Genomic DNA, 18,349 nt, shown 5'->3' with positions numbered 1-18,349 from the left:
AATACCATGGCAATCGACGTCTATCTGCAAATCGACGGCATCAAAGGCGAGTCCACCGACTCCGCCCACAAGGATTGGATCGAGTGCAAATCGGTCAAGTGGGAAGTGCTGCAGCCGAAATCGGCAACCGCCTCGACCGGTGGTGGCCATACCGCCGAGCGTACCGAGCACAAGGACATCGTGGTGGCCAAGCTGGCCGACCTGGCGACCCCGCTGCTGCTGCAGAATTGCTCGTCCGGTAAAACCATCCCCAAGGCGAAGTTCGAGTTCCTGCGCGCCGATGGTCAGGGCGAGCGCATCAAGTACTTCGAAATCGAACTGGAAAACGTGCTGATCAGCAGCGTGGCACCGTCGGTCGCGCCTGGCGACATCCTGACCGAAGAGCTGTCGATCAAGTACTCGCGCGTCAAGTGGAAGTACACCCAGCAAAAAGTGGGTGGCGGCTCCGGCGGCAACACCTCCGGTAGCTGGGACCTGTCGGCCAACAAAACGGCCTAAGACAGCGCGCGCCAGGTGCGGCGGCGTCAGGCGCCGCACCTGGCGCAACCAGAGCGCGGCAGCCGGGGTCCTGGCTGCCGTGATGTTGTTTTGGTCCCTATGACCGCACCTGACCAGGAAGCACATGAAAGGTTTTTCGCCGGGATTGTTCGACCGCCTGATGGATACCCCCGTCCACGGCGCCACTGCCGCTACCGTCACGCGGCTGTCGATCGAAGAACTCAAGGACGCCGTTGCGCGCGACCTCGAGGCGCTGCTCAACACCCGCTCCGTCTTCAGCGAAGATTTGCTGAAAAAATTCCCCGAGTGCGCCCGCTCGATCCTCACCTATGGCCTCAACGATTTCGCAGGCCTCAGCCTGTCGAGCACGGACGACCGCGCCCACATCTGCGCCGGCCTGGAAAAAGCCATTGCCCGCCACGAGCCACGCCTGCGTAATGTGCGCGCCTCGCTCGAAGTGCGTGACGGCCAGATCAACCGCCTCAATTTCGCCATCACCGCATTGCTGGTGGTGAACGCGGAGCAGGAACCCGTCAATTTCGACGCCGTCCTGCAACCGTCGAGTCTGCATTACACGATAAGCAAGGCGCGCCGCCTGGCGTCGCCGGGAGTCTGACTTGGAAGAATTATTACCCTATTACGAACGCGAACTGGGATTCCTGCGCCGCTATTCGCGCGAGTTCGCCGAGCGCTATCCGAAGATCGCCGGCCGCCTGCTGATGGGCGGCGAGGTGTGCGAAGACCCGCACATCGAACGCATGATCCAGTCGTTCGCGCTGCTGAACTCGCGCGTGTCCAAGCGGCTCGATGACGATTACCCGCAGTTTACCGAAGCGCTGTTCGAGGTGCTGTACCCGCACTACCTGCGGCCGTTCCCGTCGTGCTCGATCGCGCGGATGGACTACAGCGCCGCCGCCGCCCAGCTCACCACCTCCACGGAAATCGCCCGCGGCACCGAGCTCGATACCCGCCCCGTGAACGGCGTGGCCTGCACCTTCCGCACCGCCTACCCGGTGACGGTGGCGCCGATCGCGCTCAGCCATGCTGCTTTTGCCGCCATCATCGACGCGCCGGAAGCGGTGATGTTGCCCCCCAACGTCAGTTCGGGTGTGAGCATCACCATCGAGACCACGGCTGCCCAGGTCACCATCGGCCAGCTCGGCATCGCGTCGCTGCGCGTGTTCATCGACGGCGAACCGTCGTTTTGCGCGGCGCTGCGCGATGCGCTGTTCATGCGCACCGTCAAGGCCTGGGTGGAGCCGGAGGGCAATGGCCGCTGGTCGGCACTGGCCAAGGTGCCGGTCAAGCCGGTCGGTTTCGACGAAGCCGATGCGCTGATCCCGTTTTCGTCGCGGTCGCACTGCGCCTACCGTCTGCTGACCGAGTACTTCTGCTTCCCGGAAAAATTCAATTTTTTCGATCTCGATCTGCAGGAGATCGCCCGCATGCTGCCGGCCGGCGTCAAGCGTTTTACGCTGCACCTGGGCCTGTCCGGCATGCGCACCGATTCCAACAACGCGCGCATGCTGGGCACCATGTCCACCAACAGCCTGCTATTGGGCTGCACACCGGTCGTTAACCTGTTCCGCCAGCGCGGTGAACCGATCCGCATCAGCCACACGGTCAGCAGCTACCCGGTGCTGGCCGACGCCCGCCGTGCCTACGCGTTCGAAGTACAGTCGATCGACGCCGTCAAGCTGGTGCGGCAAACGCCGCAGGGCGAGTCGGTGATCGAGTTCCGGCCTTTTTATTCGCTGCGTCACGGCGAAACGCCGGAAAAGCAGGGCCATTACTGGGTCATGCGGCGCGATGAAGTGATTGCCCAGAAAAGTCCCGGTTACGAAACCGAGATCTCGATCGTCGATATCGATTTCGACCCGGCCGCCATCGAAACCGATACCCTGAGCCTGGAGCTGACCTGCACCAACCGCGATTTGCCGGCGTCGCTGACCTACGGCATGCGTGGCGGCGACCTGTTCCTCGAAGGCGGATCGAGCGTGCGCAGCATTACCTTCCTGCGCCGGCCGACCGCGTCCTACCGCTTCGAGCGCGGCCGCGGCGCCCACTGGCGCCTGATCTCGCACCTGTCGCTCAATCACCTGTCGCTGGCCGGCAGCGGCGTGGACGCATTCCAGGAAATGCTGACGCTGTACGATTTGCCGCGCTCGGCGATCTCGCAGCGCCAGATCCGCGGCATCTGCGCCATCGACAGCAAGGCCGCCAACGCCTGGTTGCCCGGCAATCCGTTCGCCTGCCTGGTGCGCGGCATCGAGGTGCGGCTGACCATCGACGAGGAAGCGTTCGTCGGCAGCGGCATCCATGCGTTTGCCCACCTGATCGAATGCTTCCTCGGCCTGTACGTGCACGCCAACAGTTTCACGCAACTGGTGATCATCGCCAAAAAATCGGGAGAGGAGCTGTGGCGATGCACACCACGAAGCGGCGATTTGACCCTAGTGTAATCGAGCGCCTGTTCGCCCAGCCGTACCGCTTCCAGTTCTTCCAGGCGGTGCGCATGCTCGAGCTCTGGCTCAAGCGCAACGGCCTGCCGTACCAGCAGACGGTCACCGGCTTCCTGCGCTTCCAGAATACGCTGTCGCTCAATTTTCCCGCCAGCCAGCTCGAGGCGGTGGAACCGGAGCCGCGCACGCTCGAGCGCGACGGCGCCGCGCTGGGCGAAGCGCTGGTCAAGGGTGAGCTGCGCTATGTGCGCCTGACGCCGGCCTTCATGGGCTTTCTCGGTACCGCGGGCTCCTTGCCCGCCCATTACACCGAGCGGGTAGCCGCACATGCGCTGTACGACAAGGACGACGGCCCGCGCGCCTTTCTCGACACGTTTTCCAACCGCGCGCTGGCGCTGTTCTACGAAGCGTGGCGTAAATACCGGCTCGAACTCAAGTACCAGGTCGATGGCGAAGACCGCTTCTTGCCGCTGCTGCTGTCGCTGGCCGGCGTCGGTTATCCGTCGCTCACGCACCGGTTGTCCGACGGCGGCCAGGGCGTGCTCGACGAATCGGTCGGCTATTTCGCTGCCGCCATGCGCCACCGTCCCGCTTCCGCCCACGCGGTAGGGCAGGTGTTGAGCGAATACTTCGGCCAGCGCATCGCTGTCACCCAGTTCATCGGCGCGTGGTACGACGTGCCGCTGTCGCAGCAGACCATCCTCGGCGGCGAGAACACCCAGCTTGGCGCCAGCGCCCTGGTGGGGCAGCGCGTCTGGCAGCGCGACCTGCGCATGCGCCTGACCGTCGGCCCGTTGCCGCGCGCCGTGTTCGAATCGTTTTTGCCCGGCGGCGTTGCCGCACTGGCGCTGGAAAAGATGCTGACCATGTTCACCGGCCTGTGCCTCGAATACGAAGTGCAGCTGGTGCTGCGGGCGCAAGACGTGGACGGCGTGACGCTGCACGAACCGCGCGCCGGCGGCCGCCTGGGCTGGGACAGCTTCCTGATCACCGGCGACGAACGCTGCGACCGCGCCGATGTGCATTACCAGATCCATACGCTGTAGCTTTAACTATGACTTACCGACACCTCGACCAACGATAAGGAAAACCGTCCAATGAGCATCAACCTGAAGACGCTGATCAGCAAGCTGAACGAGACCAGCCGCACTGCCGCCACCCGTGCGGCCAGCATATGCGTAGGCCTCGGCCAGTTCGAAGTCGATATCGAACACGTTTTTCTGGCGCTGCTCGAACAGCCCAAGAGCGACTTCGTGATCCTGGCCCGCCACAGCGGCATCAGCCCGCAAATGCTGGAGGCGGACCTGCAGGCCGAGGTCGCGCGCCTGAAAACCGGTAACACCCGCACCCCGGTGTTTTCGGCGCGGCTGCCCAAGCTGTTCGAAAATGCCTGGCTGATCGCCTCGCTCGACATCCAGGCCGGCCGCCAGACCAGCATCCGCAGCGGTCACCTGCTGCAGGCGCTGCTGACCGACAGCGAACTGTCGCAGCTGGCCTACCGCGGCTCCAAGCTGTTCAACCAATTCAATGTGGACGAGATCAAGCACAAGCTGATCGAACTCACTGCCGGCTCGCAGGAAGCGGCGCCGGTGACCGCGCAGGCCGACGCCGGCGCCAGCGGCGGGGAGGGCGCCGACCCGGTCGGCGAGCTGGCCGGCCAGGGCGCTTCCAAGACCCCGGCGCTCGACCAGTTCACCACCAACCTGACCCAGCGCGCACGCGACGGCAAGGTCGACCCGGTGATCGGGCGCGACATGGAAATCCGCCAGGCCGTCGATATCCTGATGCGCCGCCGCCAGAACAACCCGATCCTGACCGGCGAGGCCGGCGTCGGCAAGACCGCCGTGGTGGAAGGCCTGGCGCTGCGCATCGCCCAGGACGACGTGCCGGATGTATTGAAAGGTGTAGAAATCCATACGCTCGACATGGGCCTGCTGCAGGCGGGTGCCAGCGTGAAGGGCGAATTCGAAAACCGCCTGAAAAACGTCATCGACGAAGTCAAGAAAAGCCCGCACGCCATCATCCTGTTCATCGACGAAGCGCACACGATGATCGGCGCCGGCGGCACGGCCGGCCAGAACGATGCAGCCAACCTGCTCAAGCCGGCGCTGGCGCGCGGCGAGCTGCGCACCATCGCCGCCACCACCTGGGGCGAGTACAAAAAGTATTTCGAAAAGGATGCGGCGCTGGCGCGCCGCTTCCAGGTCATCAAGGTCGAAGAGCCGAGCGAGGAACTGGCGTGCGCCATGTTGCGCGGCATGGCGCCGCTGATGGAAAAGCACTTCGGCGTGCGCGTGTACGATGAAGCGATCACCGAGGCGGTGCGCCTGTCGCACCGCTACATCATGGGCCGCCAGCTGCCCGACAAGGCGATCAGCGTACTCGACACGGCTTGCGCCAAGGTGGCGCTGGGACAAAGCGCGACACCGGCGCTGATCGAAAATCTGGTCAAAAAGCTCGACCGTATCGACGCCGAGATCGCTTCGCTGGCGCGCGAGGAAAGCAGCGGCGCCAGCCACGGCACGCGCCTGGAAACGTTGCGCGCCGAACGGTCCAGGGCCAGCGACGAACACGGCACGCTGGCTGCGCGCTGGGAGCAGGAAAAGGCATTGACCGAACAGATCAAGGCGGCCCGGGTGGCGCTGGAAGCCCCGGCCGAAGGCCAGGCTGATCCGGCCGGCAAGACCGCAGACAACGGCGCAAACAAGGGCGCCAACAAGGGCGCAAACAAGGAAGCCACTGCGCACGTGCAGGCGCTGGTGGCCGAGCTCAAGGCCCTTCAGGGCGAAGCGCCGATGGTGCCGGTGCAGGTCGATGGCCACGTGGTCGCTGAAATCGTCGCCGGCTGGACCGGCATTCCGCTCGGCAAAATGGTCAAGGATGAGATCAAGACCGTGCTCAAGCTCAAGGATAACCTCGAGCAGCGCGTGCTGGGCCAGTCGCATGCGATCGAGGCGGTGGCGCAGCGGGTGCGCACGTCGCGCGCCAACCTGGACGACCCCAACAAGCCGAAAGGCGTGTTCCTGTTCGTCGGCCCGTCCGGCATCGGCAAGACGGAAACGGCGCTGGCCCTGGCCGACGTGCTGTACGGCGGCGAACGCAAGCTCATCACCATCAATATGAGCGAGTACCAGGAAGCCCACAGCGTCTCCGGCCTGAAAGGCTCGCCGCCCGGTTACGTCGGCTACGGCGAGGGCGGCGTGCTGACCGAAGCGGTGCGCCGCAATCCGTACAGCGTGGTGCTGCTCGACGAAGTGGAAAAAGCCCACCCGGACGTGATGGAGCTGTTCTTCCAGGTGTTCGACAAGGGCGTGATGGACGACGCGGAAGGACGCGAGATCGATTTCCGCAACACCATCATCATCCTGACCTCGAACGTGGCCTCGGCCGCCATGATGCAGGCTTGCCTGAACAAGGCGCCGGAAGAGATGCCGAGCCCGGAAGAGCTGGAACAGACGATCCGCCCGCACCTGATGAAGGTGTTCAAGCCGGCGTTCCTGGGCCGCATGAAGGTGGTGCCGTACTACCCGATCCCGGACGACGTGCTGGTGCGCATCATCGAGCTCAAACTGGGCAAGATCGCGCGCCGCATCCAGGACAACCACAAGGCCGACCTGACCTGGGACGAGGCGCTGGTGGAAGCGGTGCTGGCGCGCTGCACCGAGGTCGATTCCGGCGCGCGCAATGTCGACAACATCCTCAACGGCAGCCTACTGCCGGAAATTGCCGAGGCGGTACTGGCCAGGATGGCCGAAGGTGCGACCATCGCGAAGATCAAGGTGGGCGCCGACAAGAAGGGCCAGTTCAAGTACACGATCAAGTAGCAGGCGTTTCGGCCCGCCAGCTGCGGCGGGCCGATCAAAAACAGGGGCGGCACCTTGCGGTGCCGCCCCTGTTGTCGCTGGTGCTCCTGACCGCGATCAGTTGTCCGACTTTACACCGAGCAGTTCCTCGATGTGCCGCATCGAGTCGCTGTCCTTGACCACCGAGCGCAGCCAGTCGTGCAGGGTTTGCTCGCCGGAGTCGGCTGCCTTGTCGGCAAAATACGATACCGGGCTGTGCGGCTCGGTGCGGCGGAAGAACTGCGCCACGGCGCGCAGCTGGGCCAGCGCCTGGGCGCGGGTCTGGATCGTCCCGGGCGGGCCGCTGGACGCCAATGGCGGCGTGGCAGGCGCGCTGTCGGCCGGGTCGTGGTAATAATGCCCGGCCGGTGTTCCGCCATCGTCCGGCGCCGCGGGCGCCTCGGCAGCGGCTGCCATCGCTGCCGCAGGCAGCGTGCGCTGCAGGCTGACGATGGCGTCGCGCGCGGCCGAGAAGCCCGGGCTGTCCGGTCCCAGGCGCTCGTCGGAAATCTCCTCGAGCGCGCGCAGCGCATCGAGGCACTCCTGGGCGTCGGCCACCATGGCGCTGTTGAACTGCGCCGTGTTGTTGCGGCGCGCCGCTTCCATGTCGGCCAGGCGCACGCCGGTCGGATCGGCCACGCCGCCCTGGCCGCTGGCCTGCTTGCGGGCCGTATCGAAGTCGATGGTCGAATACGCGCTGCCGCGTCCTTCGGTCAGTGGAATCTCGCGCACCAGGGCCGGCGTGCGCGCCAGGATCCAGCTCAGGTTGCCGATGCGCTGGTCATGGTCGTCGCCGTCCGATTCCGGATACAGGCCCTGGTCCCAGTACTCGCGGCACAGGCCGGCGATCACGCGGTAGCCCTGGCCCAGGCCGCGCAGGCCGGACGTCTTGGCGCCCGCTTCGGCCAGCCAGACGGCCAGCCGCAAATCCTTGCTTTTTTCCTGGAGCAGGGCGGCGCAGCGGCGCACCACGAAGTCCCAGTCGGCTTCCTTCAGTTCGGTGACCCATTCGCCCTGGTCGAGCGAAGGATCGTCGAACCGGCGCGCCTGGGCAATGGCGTCGAGCTCGGGCGAGAACGCCAGGTCTTCGCCGCTGGGTGCGGCCGGGCTGATGGGACTGAGCAATTGTTCTGCTGAAAACATGGGAGATCCCTTAAAAGTGACGATGCCTACTGGGCGATGCGGAATTCGATGCGCCGGTTGCGGGCGCGGCCGTCCGGCGTGTCGTTGCTGGCAATCGGGCGGTCCGAGCCCTGGCCCGAGGCGGTCAGCATGTCGGGATCGATGCCCTTGCCCTGCAAATAGGTCTTGACCGCTTCGGCGCGCGCCTGGCTCAGGTTCTGGTTGCTGACCTTGAGGCCCTGGTTGTCGGTGTGGCCGATGATTTCCACCTTGCGGCCCTGCAGCTTGCGCATGGCAGCCGCCATCTGGTCCAGGATGCTTCTGCCGGACGCGGTCAGGTTGGCCTGGCCGCTTTCGAACTCGATGATGCGGTTGGCCAGCGTGCTGTCGAGGATCGACTGCTCGGCTGCCGACACCCGCAGGCCGTTGTTGATGACATAGGTCGGATTCAGGCTGGTGGCCATGTCGCTGGCGATCTTCTGGCGCTGGGCTTCGTTGGCGACTTCGCCGCGCACGCTGATGGTGCTGCCGTCGATTTTCAGCTGGCCGCGGCTGATCTGCTTGAGATTGGGCGTGATCAGCTTTTGCACGTAGGCGTTCCAGTTGGCCGGCTGGGCCACCTGGCCCACCGCGATCTGGTCCACCACCTTGTCGTCGCCGTACACTTCGCGCAGGCGCGCCAGCACGGCGGCCTTGGTGACTTCGTCGGGAACGGTGCCGCTGGCCAGCACCTGGCCCGGTTGCGGGGTGGCGGCGGCAGGCACGCCGGTTTGCGCCGAGGCGCTCGCGGCCAGGCCGAGAATGAGGGTGAGGGAGAAAACGGTCCGGATAAAACGCATGATCAGGTTCCGATGAAGGCCGCGCGCAGCGAGTCGCAGGCCGATTTGAGTGAAAGCGCGGGTTGCGCCAGGTAGGTCGAGACTTTCTTGATGCCGTAATCGGTATCGACCTGGTCTTCGACCCAGTCCAGCTCCTCGAAGCCGATATGGCGTTCGCGGGCCGCTTGCGGGTCCATGATGGCGTGCAATGTCATGGCGGAGGCGCCGCTGAAGCCGAGCACCAGTACCGGCTTGTCGTCGAGGCGGGTCGAAAACAGCGCCAGCTCGAAGTCGGCGCGCAGCAGGAACGGCGTGATCAGGTGCATCCAGAAGGCGCCCACCAGGTTGCGGTACATCGGGTCGGACGGCAGCGGCAGCACCAGGCTCTTTTCTAGCCGGCTCGAGCTGCTGGCCATCACCGGCTGTAACAGCAGGCCCAGCGCGAGCAGCACCTGGCGCACGCTGCCGTGGAAACCCGATTGCGCCAGCAGCGCTTCCAGTGCGCCCACCGTCTGCAGGTCGAGGAAGTCGTTGAAGGCAGCGTCGTAGGCGGCGCTGGTCAGGTCGAGGTCGATGGTGCTGGCGGCGGCCGCCTGCAGGGCGCCGGCTGGCTCGGGCGCGGCCAGCACGCCAGCGCTCAACGCTTCGAGCCGGTTCCACAGGCGCGACAGCACCAGCGGGCTGTTGGGCACGAAGCCGGTAGCGTCGCCCACGTCCAGCGTGCCCATCATGAGGAAGGGAAAGCGCCGCTTGGACTGGTCGCTGCTGGCCACGATGTGGCCGGCAATGGCGCGGCTGCGGCGCGGACCGATGAAGGCGAAATGCAGCGGCGCCAGCACGTCGTAGGTCAGCTTCCAGCGGGCGTCGGCGCTGAGCAGGTCCATGGCGTTGGCCAGCCAGGCGTCGAGCATATTGATCAGCGCCGGGTTGTCGCTGGCCTTGACGAAGTCGCCACGGCTCGGAATCTTGCCGAAGTAGCCGACGGCAATCGGCGTGGCACGACTCATGGCTGGCTCCGGGGCGCGTTGGCAGGGGCAGGCGCTGGCGCGCGCGCACTTGGCGCAGCGGCAGCACCGGCCACCGGCACGGCAGCTGCCGCGGCCGGCGCCGCCGCCGTCACGGGCGCCGGTACCGGCGCCGGGGCCGTCACCATTTCGGGCAGGCGCATGCGGCGGAAACCGGCTGCGGCGTTCGGCGGCGGGGCCGCTGGCGCCGGCGCCTGGTTGGTGGCCACGATGCGCAGGTTGGCGCGTACCACGACACCGTTGTTTTCCCAGCTCAGTTCGAACACGCCGCCGTCCTTGCGCACGCGGCGCGAGGCGTCGATCATCTTCTTCAGGCCGAAGTGGCCCGGCTCGTTGAGCAGGTTCACGGTGCGCCCCTCGGGCGTGATGGCAGTGATGCGCGAGCCCGGTGTGCCCATCGGATTCGGCCACACCATGTGCACCCATGGCTGCGGCTGACCGCGCCAGCGCAGGGCCTGGCCATCGATCTCGATGGTGAACTCGGTCGCACCGGTGGCGCCCAGCGCCTGCACGTCGAACTTGGTCTGCGCTTCGCCTGCGCTGGCCTGGGCGGCCACGCCGCCGGCCGACAGCGGCGCCACCCAGCCCGGGAAGCTGGCGATCACGTTGGGCGCCAGCGTGATGCCCATGTTGGCCCAGGTCTTGGCGCTGAGCGTATCGCCACGGCGTACGACCAGCGGGCCGATGGTGGTGTTGAAGTATTTCGCCACGGCGCCTTCGGGACCGAAGACCTGGCCGATCTCGGCGTCGGTCGCTTCCACCCGGGACTCCGGCGCAAACGGATACTTGATCGCCAGGTTGCGGTTGAACGGTTCCAGCACTTGCGCGGTCCAGACCTTGTTGACCTCGGCCTCGGTCGGACGCACGATCACGGCAAAGGTCTGCATCAGCGGCCGCACCAGCAGCGGACGGATCGATTGCTTCTGCCCGTCGGTCATGCCGACCAGCATCTGCTCATCGACATACTTGAGCGCATCGGCCAGTTCGGAACCGCTGCCGTCGAGCGTCTGCTGCATGAACTGCTTGGCGCCCGGACCGGTATCGCCCTGGTTCTTGATCTGGTTGAAGCGGGCGCGCAGCTTCGACAGCGCTTCCATGTAGCCGCCCATCAGGGTGGCGCCGCGGTCCTTGCTGACCACCAGGCGCGCCACGCCCGAGAACTCGCGGCCCACCGGGCCCATCGGGATGGCGGAAGAACCACCGGCGCCGGTATTGACGTTGATGTCGATCCCGGCCGGCTTCTGGCGCAGGATGGTCTGCTTGAACCAGCCGACGAAACCGCGCTGGGCGTTTTTCAGGCCGGCGTCGATCAGCGACGGATTATCCCACGAGGTTTCTTCGTAGACCGTCTTGATCAGCTTGTCGATCGGCGACGATTGCGGATCGCCGAGGCGGTTCATGGCGGCGGCAGCCTGCTCGAAGCCGTTCAGGTCGCGGATACTCACGCCCTGGATGAACTTCTGCCATTCGCGCGCATAGTCGTTCTTGTACAGCTCGAGCAGCGCCTTCTGGATCTGCTCGGGACTGCCTTCGAGCGTGAGGTCGTCCTTGGCGGCCGTCTTGAGCACCCAGTCCGTGCTTTGCAGCTCGCGGTTGGCGGCGTCGCGGAAGGCGCCCTGGATGAACTTGTCCCAGGCGTCGCGGGTAAAGGTGCCGGGAATGGCATAGCTGCCCACCACCAGTTCCTTGTCCTGGTCGCCGACGATGCGCGCCACCGTCATCGACGGGAAGCGGGTGGCGGCGCGGGCCTTGACGTCGGCATACACGCGGTCGCGCGCCGGCATGCCGCGCACCACGCGGCGCAGGTTGTCGCGGGTCTGGTCCACCAGGGCCAGCTTGGCTTCGATTTGCGGCCACGACGGATCGTTGAGCTGGCTCAGGTAGAACGAGATCATGCGCTCGGCGCTGCGGATCATCTGCTCGCGCGGCATGGTGCCCCGGTTGCTGTCGAGCCAGACGCGCCAGAAGCGGGTCAGCTGGTCGTTCAGGTGGCTCGCTTCGGCCCGCGATTTGTCGCTGAGCATCAGGTAGGTCTTGAGCGCGTTATAGGCGTCCTCGACGTTGGTCGGGCTGGCGTCCTTGAACTGCAGTGCGCCGAAATTGACGGCCGCAGCGGGCGACAGCGCCACGCCGGTGGCTGTCACCGGCAGCGCGGCCGGAGCGCCCGGGACGGCCGGTGCCGCCGTGCTCACGGCTGCCGCAGCAGCAGTGGCGGCCGTGGCATCGGCGGTTGCTGCCGGCGTGGTGTTGACGGCGCCCGATTGCGGCGGACGCGACATCGGCTGCAACTGGTCGGCGCTGCTGTTGACTTCGCCGAGGAAGGCTTCGATCGACTGGCCGACCGGCTTGAGCATGACTTCCTTGAGGCCCGAGAAGTATTCCTCGCGCAGCTTGCGTTCGAGGAAATCGCCCTGGTACAGGCCCAGGCTCAGCGACAGCGGCCGGTCGGTGCGGTAGTTTTCCAGCTGCTCGATGCGGTCCTGCAGGATTTCCAGCGCCTGGAAGCGCGAGGCCAGGTCCAGCTTCTTGTCCTGCACCTTGACCGCCTGCGCCAGGTCGGCTTCGACGTTGGCGACCAGCTGGCGGTTGGCCAGGTACGACCAGCTCCAGCCGCCCAGCGCCAGGCCCACAAGCGCCATGGCTGCAAAGAAGGTGATGTAGCGCATGCGGGTCTTGGCCGGGCTGGCGTACTGGGCCACCAGGTCCTTGTCGGCAAAGATCACGGTGCGGAACAGGTTGAGCAGGAAGTAACCGTGCTGGTCATGCACTTCCGATTGGGTGGCGGGCGCCAGCTGCAGGTCGAAACGGTGCGCCACGCGTTCGGACGAGGCCGATACCGACTCGCCTTCCTGCAGCGCGCTGGTGAAGTAGAAGCCGCGGAACACGGGCTTGAACTGGAAGGGATTTTCCTCGAACAGGGTGGCGATGAAGGTGCGCAGCGGTCCCTTGATCGAGCTGAATTCCAGCGGGAACGTGAATACGCCTGGCGCCATGCGCTCGCGCGATTGCAGCGCCATATTGGCCAGGCTCATTTCCTTGAGGCCGTCGTACAGTTCGTCGAAGCGCTGGTCGAACTGTTCCAGCACATCCTGCTTGGTGCTGCTCTGGCTGTAGGGGAGGGTGGCGCCCCACACGCGGTCGCGCTCGCTCAGGTCGGCATCCTTGAAAAACTCGTTGAAGCCGGTGATCAGGTCGGCCTTTGTAAACACCACGTAGACCGGTGCGTGCACTTCGAGCTTTTCGGTCAGCTCCTGCACGCGCTGGCGCAGATTCTTGGCCAGGTTGATGGCGAACTCGGGCCGGCTGCCGGTCAGTTCGGCCACGCTGACGGCAATCACGATGCCGTTGATCGGCGCGCGCTTGCGGTATTTTTTCAGCAACCCCAGAAAACCCAGCCACTCGCCGCGGTCTTCTTCACTGACCGAGTAGCGGCCGGCCGTGTCGAGCAGGATGCCGTCGGTGGTGAAGAACCAGTCGCAGTTGCGGGTGCCGCCCACGCCTTGCACGATCTTGCTGTCGGCAAACGGGAACTGCAGGCCCGAGCTGGCGATGGCCGTGCTCTTGCCGGCGGCCGGGTTGCCTATCACCATGTACCAGGGCAGCTCGTACAGCGCGGCGTCGCCCGAGAGCTGGCCCAGCTTGGACGTCTTGATCGTTCCGATCGCCTCGAGCATGCGTTCGCGCAGCGCCGAGTTTTCCTGGCGCTGTGCGGCGCTGGCCTTGGGCAGGTCGACCTGTTGTTCGAGCATGCCGCCAAACGCCGCTCCCGAGCGCTTGCGCCGGTAATACTTGAACAGCTGGACCGCGCCGTAGAGCAGCAGGGCGGCCAGCAGGATGGCCAGCGACCACTGGAAGGAAAAGTCGAACACAGCCGCGACGATCAACAGCACGGCGGCAAGCGCCGCGAAGCCGATCACAGCCAGGCTGAAACGAGCGGTAAGAAATTGCCAGAATCGTTGCATCATAATGTGGCGGAGAGGTTTAAGGACGAGGGTTGATCAAAGTGGTTCAGGCCGGTGAGTTTGCGACGGCTGCGGTATCGGCCGCTGCATCGGCCATGGCAAGCGGCGGTGCGGCGCTGGCCAGCACCACGGCGCCGCGCTGGAACGGGTCGAGATTGGTCACGCACAGCGCCGGTCCGGCGCCGGCGCCCACCTGTTGCGCGGCCAACACCAGGGCGGCGACGGTGGCGACCGCGCCGGCGTCGCCGCATGCTGCCGTCACGCTCAGCACCTCGCTGGCGGCGTCGAGTTCGGGGACCACTGCAGTGGCCATGCCCAGCAGTTCGGTGATGCGGCCGGTGCGCTGGTCGCTGTCCGCGACCAGGGCGGCAACGGCGCTGGCCGGCACGCCGGCGCCTTGCAGCGCCTGCGTCGCCAGCTGCGCCAGCAGGTCGTTGTCGCCGCGCGCCTTGCCGTCCGCGGACGCCTGGCGCGTGGCATGGCTGGCGGCGTGCAGCAACACCGGCGCGTCGATCGCCAGCAGCGTGGCCTGCGCGTGGTCACCCAGCAGCAGCCCGGCCGCGCCTTCGCCGGGGATGCGGCCTTGCGGATGGTCGCTGTCGAACAGGATGAACTGATCGGACCAGGCCTGGATGCTGTCGGCGCCGAGGCGCGAATGGCAGGCGACCACCAGGCACAGCTCGCCCCCTGCTGCAGCGCCGACGTTTCCTGCATGTTGCCCATGGCTGACCCGCTGCGCGAGTTGCGCATACAGTCCCGGCGCCGGCTGTCCCGCTGCCGCCAGGGCTGACGTGGCCGTGCGGGCCTCCGGCCAGCCGCTGTGTACGACGACCTGGCGCAGCCAGTCGGCGCCGGCGCGCCGCTCGGTAACGCCCCATTCTTCGGGCAGCAGCGCGAGCAGCTGCAGCGCGGGTAAGGGTGGCAGCGGCTTGCCGGCCGCCTGGGCATCGATAAAGTCGGGCAGCAGCGGATGCGCCGCCAGTTCCATGGTGAGCTGGGCGGCGATGTCGCTGCCCAGCGCCAGGGCGCGCCAGTGTTCTTCCGTGTAGACCGCTTCCGGGTGGTGGGTGGCCAGCCAGTCGGTCATGGCCTGTTCCTGCCCGCCGGCGTCCAGGTCGTCGATGCGGCCGCTCAGGATGGGATAGCCATTATCGTTGACCAGCACCGGATCGAGCGACAGCGTCACCTTGCGCGCCAGCATGGCGTCCGCCAGTTGCGCGGCGCTGTCGCCGTGCGGCATGCGCAGCGCGCCGGCCAGCACGGTCAGCGTGGCGGTGGACGCCGGCGCTGCGCCGGCGCCATCGCCCGCATGGGCGGCAGCCGCACCGGCCGCTGCTGCTGCTGCTGCTGCAGCTGCCTTGGCCGCACCAGCAGCGGACAGCTTGCGGCCGGCCCAGACGGCCAATGCGAGCAAGGCCAGCAGCAACAGGGGCAGCAGCACCAGGTAGACGACCAGGTCCTCGGTCGCCGGCATGCGACGGGTCTCGCGCCAATACCAGATCGCACCCATCCAGCAGGCGCCGACAGTGGCCACGACGACCAGGGTCCGGGTCAGCCACGGGCGCATCGGCCGCTCCCCGGGTTCAGACTCGTATCGTTCATCGGCTAGACCTGATCGGTAGTTGCCTGCTGGCTGGCGATCAGCGTCGCGCCGCAGCTGGTCTTGTCGCCGTCGCGGGCCACCGGCTGGCCATCGACAATCATGGTGGGATCGCCGCTGGCGATCACGCACGGTTCATGGCCTGCTTTGGGGCAGGACACGCGGTCGCCGACGCGCGCAATCGCAATGCCGCCGCTTTCGCTCAGCGGCGACGCGCTGATCACCGCTCCCCCGTGTGACGTCTTGTCCCCCAACCGGATCAATGCTCCTGCCATGTCTACTCTCCTCCAGTTTTTTTCTTCATGACGCCGGGCAGGCGCAGTTCGGTATGCCCGAAGTCCATCATTTTCCAGCGGCCGCCCCAGGTCAGGCCCACCGACTCCGCGACTTCGCCGTACAGCTGGTAGCCGCGCATAGCCCACGGATCCTTTTCCGAGATCACCAGCTTACCGTCACGCAAAAAGGCGCAGTCGGCAGCAAGCCCGTACTGGTGCCAGCTCTGGAACGCCGCCGCGTTGGTGACATTGCTGCCCATGCCCGCCAGCATATTTTGTCGCTCGGGGCTGCGGTACCCTTCCAGGATGGCCATCTCGTAACCGTGCTGCTCCTTCATGATCTTGAACACCATCAGCAGCCGCTGCGTGTAGTCGGGGTTCATCAACGCCCAGTTCCGGCTGGCAGATACCAGCATCGGACGCTCGCGTTCTACGGCAGCACTGGCAAACACCGCTGGCGGCAATGCTACCGGCGGAACCAGCTGCTCCCCTTGCAACAATGCTGCCACCTGGGTGTTGACCTCGCGCGTGGAGACGTCATAACCGCCAAGCATATTTTTTCCACCGGCAAAAAATGCCAGCAGCGGCGGCCCGCCGGCCAGCACCACGCCCACGATCAGCAGCAGGTAATGGCGCCGCATGAACGCGCCGACGCTGGCGGCATCGATCCAGGGGCCGCTGCTGCTGGCCGGCGCCGGCGTTGCACGCGCTGCCACGGCAGGGCGCAGCGGCCAGCGGCTCGTCACGGCCGCGCCCGCGCGGCGCAGCAGTATCGGCGCGCGTTGGATGCAGCCCGTCACGTAGCTGCGTCCGGCAGGGAAGAACACCAGCCAGGCCAGCACGCACGCCAACACAAAATAGAGTATTACCGCCAGTAAGAACACGAACGCCTCAACCGTTGACCTCGGACCGTGATTGCGGCACCCTGCGGAGACCACGCTGCACGGATTCCTGTTGCATCATTAACTATTGCTTGAGAGTATATCTTACTAGTCTGATAATGGGGGCAAGATTGATTTCAATCGTGCACCTGGTCCGGGGTAACTGCAGCACAACTTTTCAACGCGGCGTCAGGTTGACGTTGAATAGCGTAAAGTATTGCAAAAACTGATAGGAGTTCGAATTTGCAACATAGAGACGGCATCCCCAAGTCATCCCGCCCCAGTTTGCTGACGCCGGCGCAGCAGGCGGAGGCCGATCGCCAGCGCATCCTGTCGCAGCTCGAATCGGGCAAGGCGGGTGCGCCCGCAGTCCGGCGCAAGCGTCCGCGCACGTTGTGGCTGGGAGCGGCTGTCGTCTGCCTGGCGATCGCCGTGATTGCCGGCCTCTGGTGGTGGAGCGACGCCGACTCTGCGCCGAACCCGTCGTCCGCCACGGCCGCAGCGGCGGATACGCCCGCCGCTGCTGGCAATTCGGCGGCGTCCGATGTGTCGTCCGAAGAAGTCCTGGCGTCGGCGCCGCCGGCAGCGGTGATCCAGGAAGACCATGCGGCGCGCGCGCAGGACAAGCAGCAGAGTCTGAGCGATATGCTCGACACGCCCGCCCATGCATCGGACAAGCCGAACGGCAATGAATTGAGCAAAGCGCTGGAATCGCCTTCGGGTCCGCCGGCAGCTGCGCCGCACAAGCCCGCCACCAGCGACAAGCCCAAGCATAAACCCAAGACGAACCCGACTGTGGCAAAGTCGCCACGGGCCGAGGAAAAGACCAAAACCTCGCCGGAGGAAGAAAATGACGTGGCACTGCTGGCGGCGCTGGTCGCGCATACGCAGTCCGAGCGCGAGGCGGATCCGGCACCAGCGAAACCGCGCCGCCTGAGCCTCGATGAACAGATCGCGCAATGCAATAAATTCTCCAAAACCAAGGCTGCGCACTGCCGCGAGCGCGTATGCGACGGACGCAGCAAAACTGGCGCTTGCAAGGTACACAAATGAGTTTCGCATCGGTCCAGCAAGTAATGGCAGCGCTCGATGGATTTTCCAGCGCGACACGCCTGTACGGCTTGCAGATCGACGGCAGCGCCAGTGCGCTGCTGGTCGAAGCATTCGCAGCCGACGACGGCGTGCAGGCACTCGGCCAGCGCGACCTGATCCTGCTCTCGACCGACGCCAACCTGCAGCTCGCGCCATTGCTCGGCAAACAGGCAGCGCTCGAAACGACCCTGGCCAATGGCAGCCGCACCCGCTTCAGCGGCCTGGTCACGCAAGCAGCCATGCTGGGCAGCTTCGGCGGCCTGGCGCGCTACCGGCTGCGCCTGCAGCCGTGGTTGTGGCGCCTGGGCCAGGTCCGCAACAGCCGCGTGTGGCAAGACAAGACCGTGATCGAGATCGTGGAATCCGTGTTCCAGGGCCACGCACCGCTGGCGCAGTGGCGCTGGAGCGACGAAGTCGCCGCCGGCATGGCCGATGCCGGGGCGCGCAGCTACTGCTGCCAGTACCGCGAATCGGACCTCGACTTCGTCACTCGCCTGCTCACCGAAGAGGGTCTGGCCTGGCGCTTCGAGGAAGCGGACGGCGGCCAGTGCCTGGTGCTGTTTGCCGACAGCAGCAACCCCAGCGCCACGATCGAGGACGCCAGCAGCGCTGCCGGCGCCGGCATCCGTTTTCACGGCGCCCGCGCCGCCGAAGCGTCCGACACCATTACCGTACTGCGCGCCCGCCACAGCCTGCGCGCCGGCCTCACCACCGTGCTCAGTTACGACTACAAGGCCAAGAAGGCAGTCGCTGCCAGCGTGCCGACCCGGGG

Annotated in this window: 14 protein-coding genes; 7 read left to right on the top strand and 7 right to left on the bottom strand. The window is 66.0% G+C overall.

Annotated features, from left to right (window positions below; translation table 11 throughout):
- Positions 1 to 6 precede the first annotated feature (6 nt).
- The 5 genes from ASF61_RS07400 (at position 7) to tssH (ending at position 6,784) form a co-directional block, all read left to right on the top strand.
- Positions 7 to 498, top strand: a complete 492-nt coding sequence (locus ASF61_RS07400; protein WP_056153345.1) for a type VI secretion system tube protein Hcp — start codon at positions 7 to 9, stop codon at positions 496 to 498.
- A 124-nt stretch (positions 499 to 622) separates the two neighbouring features.
- The gene (tssE, locus tag ASF61_RS07395) at positions 623 to 1,114 is read left to right on the top strand and encodes a type VI secretion system baseplate subunit TssE (protein ID WP_056153341.1); all 492 of its coding nucleotides are present in this window, start codon (positions 623 to 625) and stop codon (positions 1,112 to 1,114) included.
- Position 1,115: 1 nt separating this feature from the next.
- A complete protein-coding gene (gene tssF, locus ASF61_RS07390) occupies positions 1,116 to 2,960 on the top strand; it encodes a type VI secretion system baseplate subunit TssF (protein ID WP_056153338.1) in 1,845 nt (614 codons plus the stop codon).
- Entirely contained in the window at positions 2,924 to 4,006 is a 1,083-nt protein-coding gene (gene tssG / locus ASF61_RS07385) for a type VI secretion system baseplate subunit TssG (protein WP_056153335.1), read from the top strand. Before tssF ends, tssG begins: the two co-directional genes overlap by 37 nt.
- Before the next feature lie 51 nt (positions 4,007 to 4,057).
- Complete coding sequence (gene tssH / locus ASF61_RS07380) at positions 4,058 to 6,784, top strand: type VI secretion system ATPase TssH (protein WP_056153331.1); 2,727 nt, start codon at positions 4,058 to 4,060, stop codon at positions 6,782 to 6,784.
- Positions 6,785 to 6,880: 96 nt separating this feature from the next.
- Here tssH and tssA read toward each other — a convergent pair whose 3' ends face one another.
- From tssA to ASF61_RS07345, 7 genes are read right to left on the bottom strand one after another with little or no spacing between them, the layout of a single operon-like run.
- Complete coding sequence (gene tssA / locus ASF61_RS07375) at positions 6,881 to 7,945, bottom strand: type VI secretion system protein TssA (RefSeq protein ID WP_056153328.1); 1,065 nt, start codon at positions 7,943 to 7,945, stop codon at positions 6,881 to 6,883.
- A 26-nt stretch (positions 7,946 to 7,971) separates the two neighbouring features.
- Positions 7,972 to 8,763 carry an OmpA family protein gene (locus ASF61_RS07370; protein WP_056153324.1) on the bottom strand — a complete coding sequence of 264 codons (792 nt, stop codon included), beginning with the start codon at positions 8,761 to 8,763 and terminating at the stop codon, positions 7,972 to 7,974.
- 2 nt (positions 8,764 to 8,765) lie between these two features.
- Positions 8,766 to 9,749, bottom strand: a complete 984-nt coding sequence (tagF, locus tag ASF61_RS07365) for a type VI secretion system-associated protein TagF (protein ID WP_056153322.1) — start codon at positions 9,747 to 9,749, stop codon at positions 8,766 to 8,768.
- The gene (gene tssM, locus ASF61_RS07360; protein ID WP_056153376.1) at positions 9,746 to 13,729 is read right to left on the bottom strand and encodes a type VI secretion system membrane subunit TssM; all 3,984 of its coding nucleotides are present in this window, start codon (positions 13,727 to 13,729) and stop codon (positions 9,746 to 9,748) included. Before tssM ends, tagF begins: the two co-directional genes overlap by 4 nt.
- 46 nt (positions 13,730 to 13,775) lie before the next feature.
- Positions 13,776 to 15,296: a hypothetical protein gene (locus ASF61_RS07355; RefSeq protein ID WP_056153316.1), complete on the bottom strand. Its 1,521-nt coding sequence runs from the start codon at positions 15,294 to 15,296 to the stop codon at positions 13,776 to 13,778.
- Positions 15,297 to 15,334: 38 nt separating this feature from the next.
- Positions 15,335 to 15,604, bottom strand: a complete 270-nt coding sequence (locus ASF61_RS07350; RefSeq protein WP_056153315.1) for a PAAR domain-containing protein — start codon at positions 15,602 to 15,604, stop codon at positions 15,335 to 15,337.
- A gap of 2 nt (positions 15,605 to 15,606) precedes the next feature.
- Positions 15,607 to 16,488 carry a M15 family metallopeptidase gene (locus ASF61_RS07345; protein ID WP_056153312.1) on the bottom strand — a complete coding sequence of 294 codons (882 nt, stop codon included), beginning with the start codon at positions 16,486 to 16,488 and terminating at the stop codon, positions 15,607 to 15,609.
- 240 nt (positions 16,489 to 16,728) lie between these two features.
- Here ASF61_RS07345 and ASF61_RS07340 point away from each other — a divergent pair, with 240 nt between their 5' ends.
- The gene (locus ASF61_RS07340) at positions 16,729 to 17,538 is read left to right on the top strand and encodes a hypothetical protein (protein WP_156369491.1); all 810 of its coding nucleotides are present in this window, start codon (positions 16,729 to 16,731) and stop codon (positions 17,536 to 17,538) included.
- On the top strand, positions 17,535 to 18,349 hold an 815-nt coding region (locus tag ASF61_RS07335; RefSeq protein ID WP_162241978.1), incomplete at its 3' end, for a type VI secretion system Vgr family protein. The genes ASF61_RS07340 and ASF61_RS07335, both read left to right, overlap by 4 nt.

The sequence above is a fragment of the Duganella sp. Leaf126 genome, from assembly GCF_001423125.1.
Classification (GTDB): domain Bacteria; phylum Pseudomonadota; class Gammaproteobacteria; order Burkholderiales; family Burkholderiaceae_D; genus Rugamonas.
This window is presented reverse-complemented; position numbering and strand designations above follow the sequence as displayed.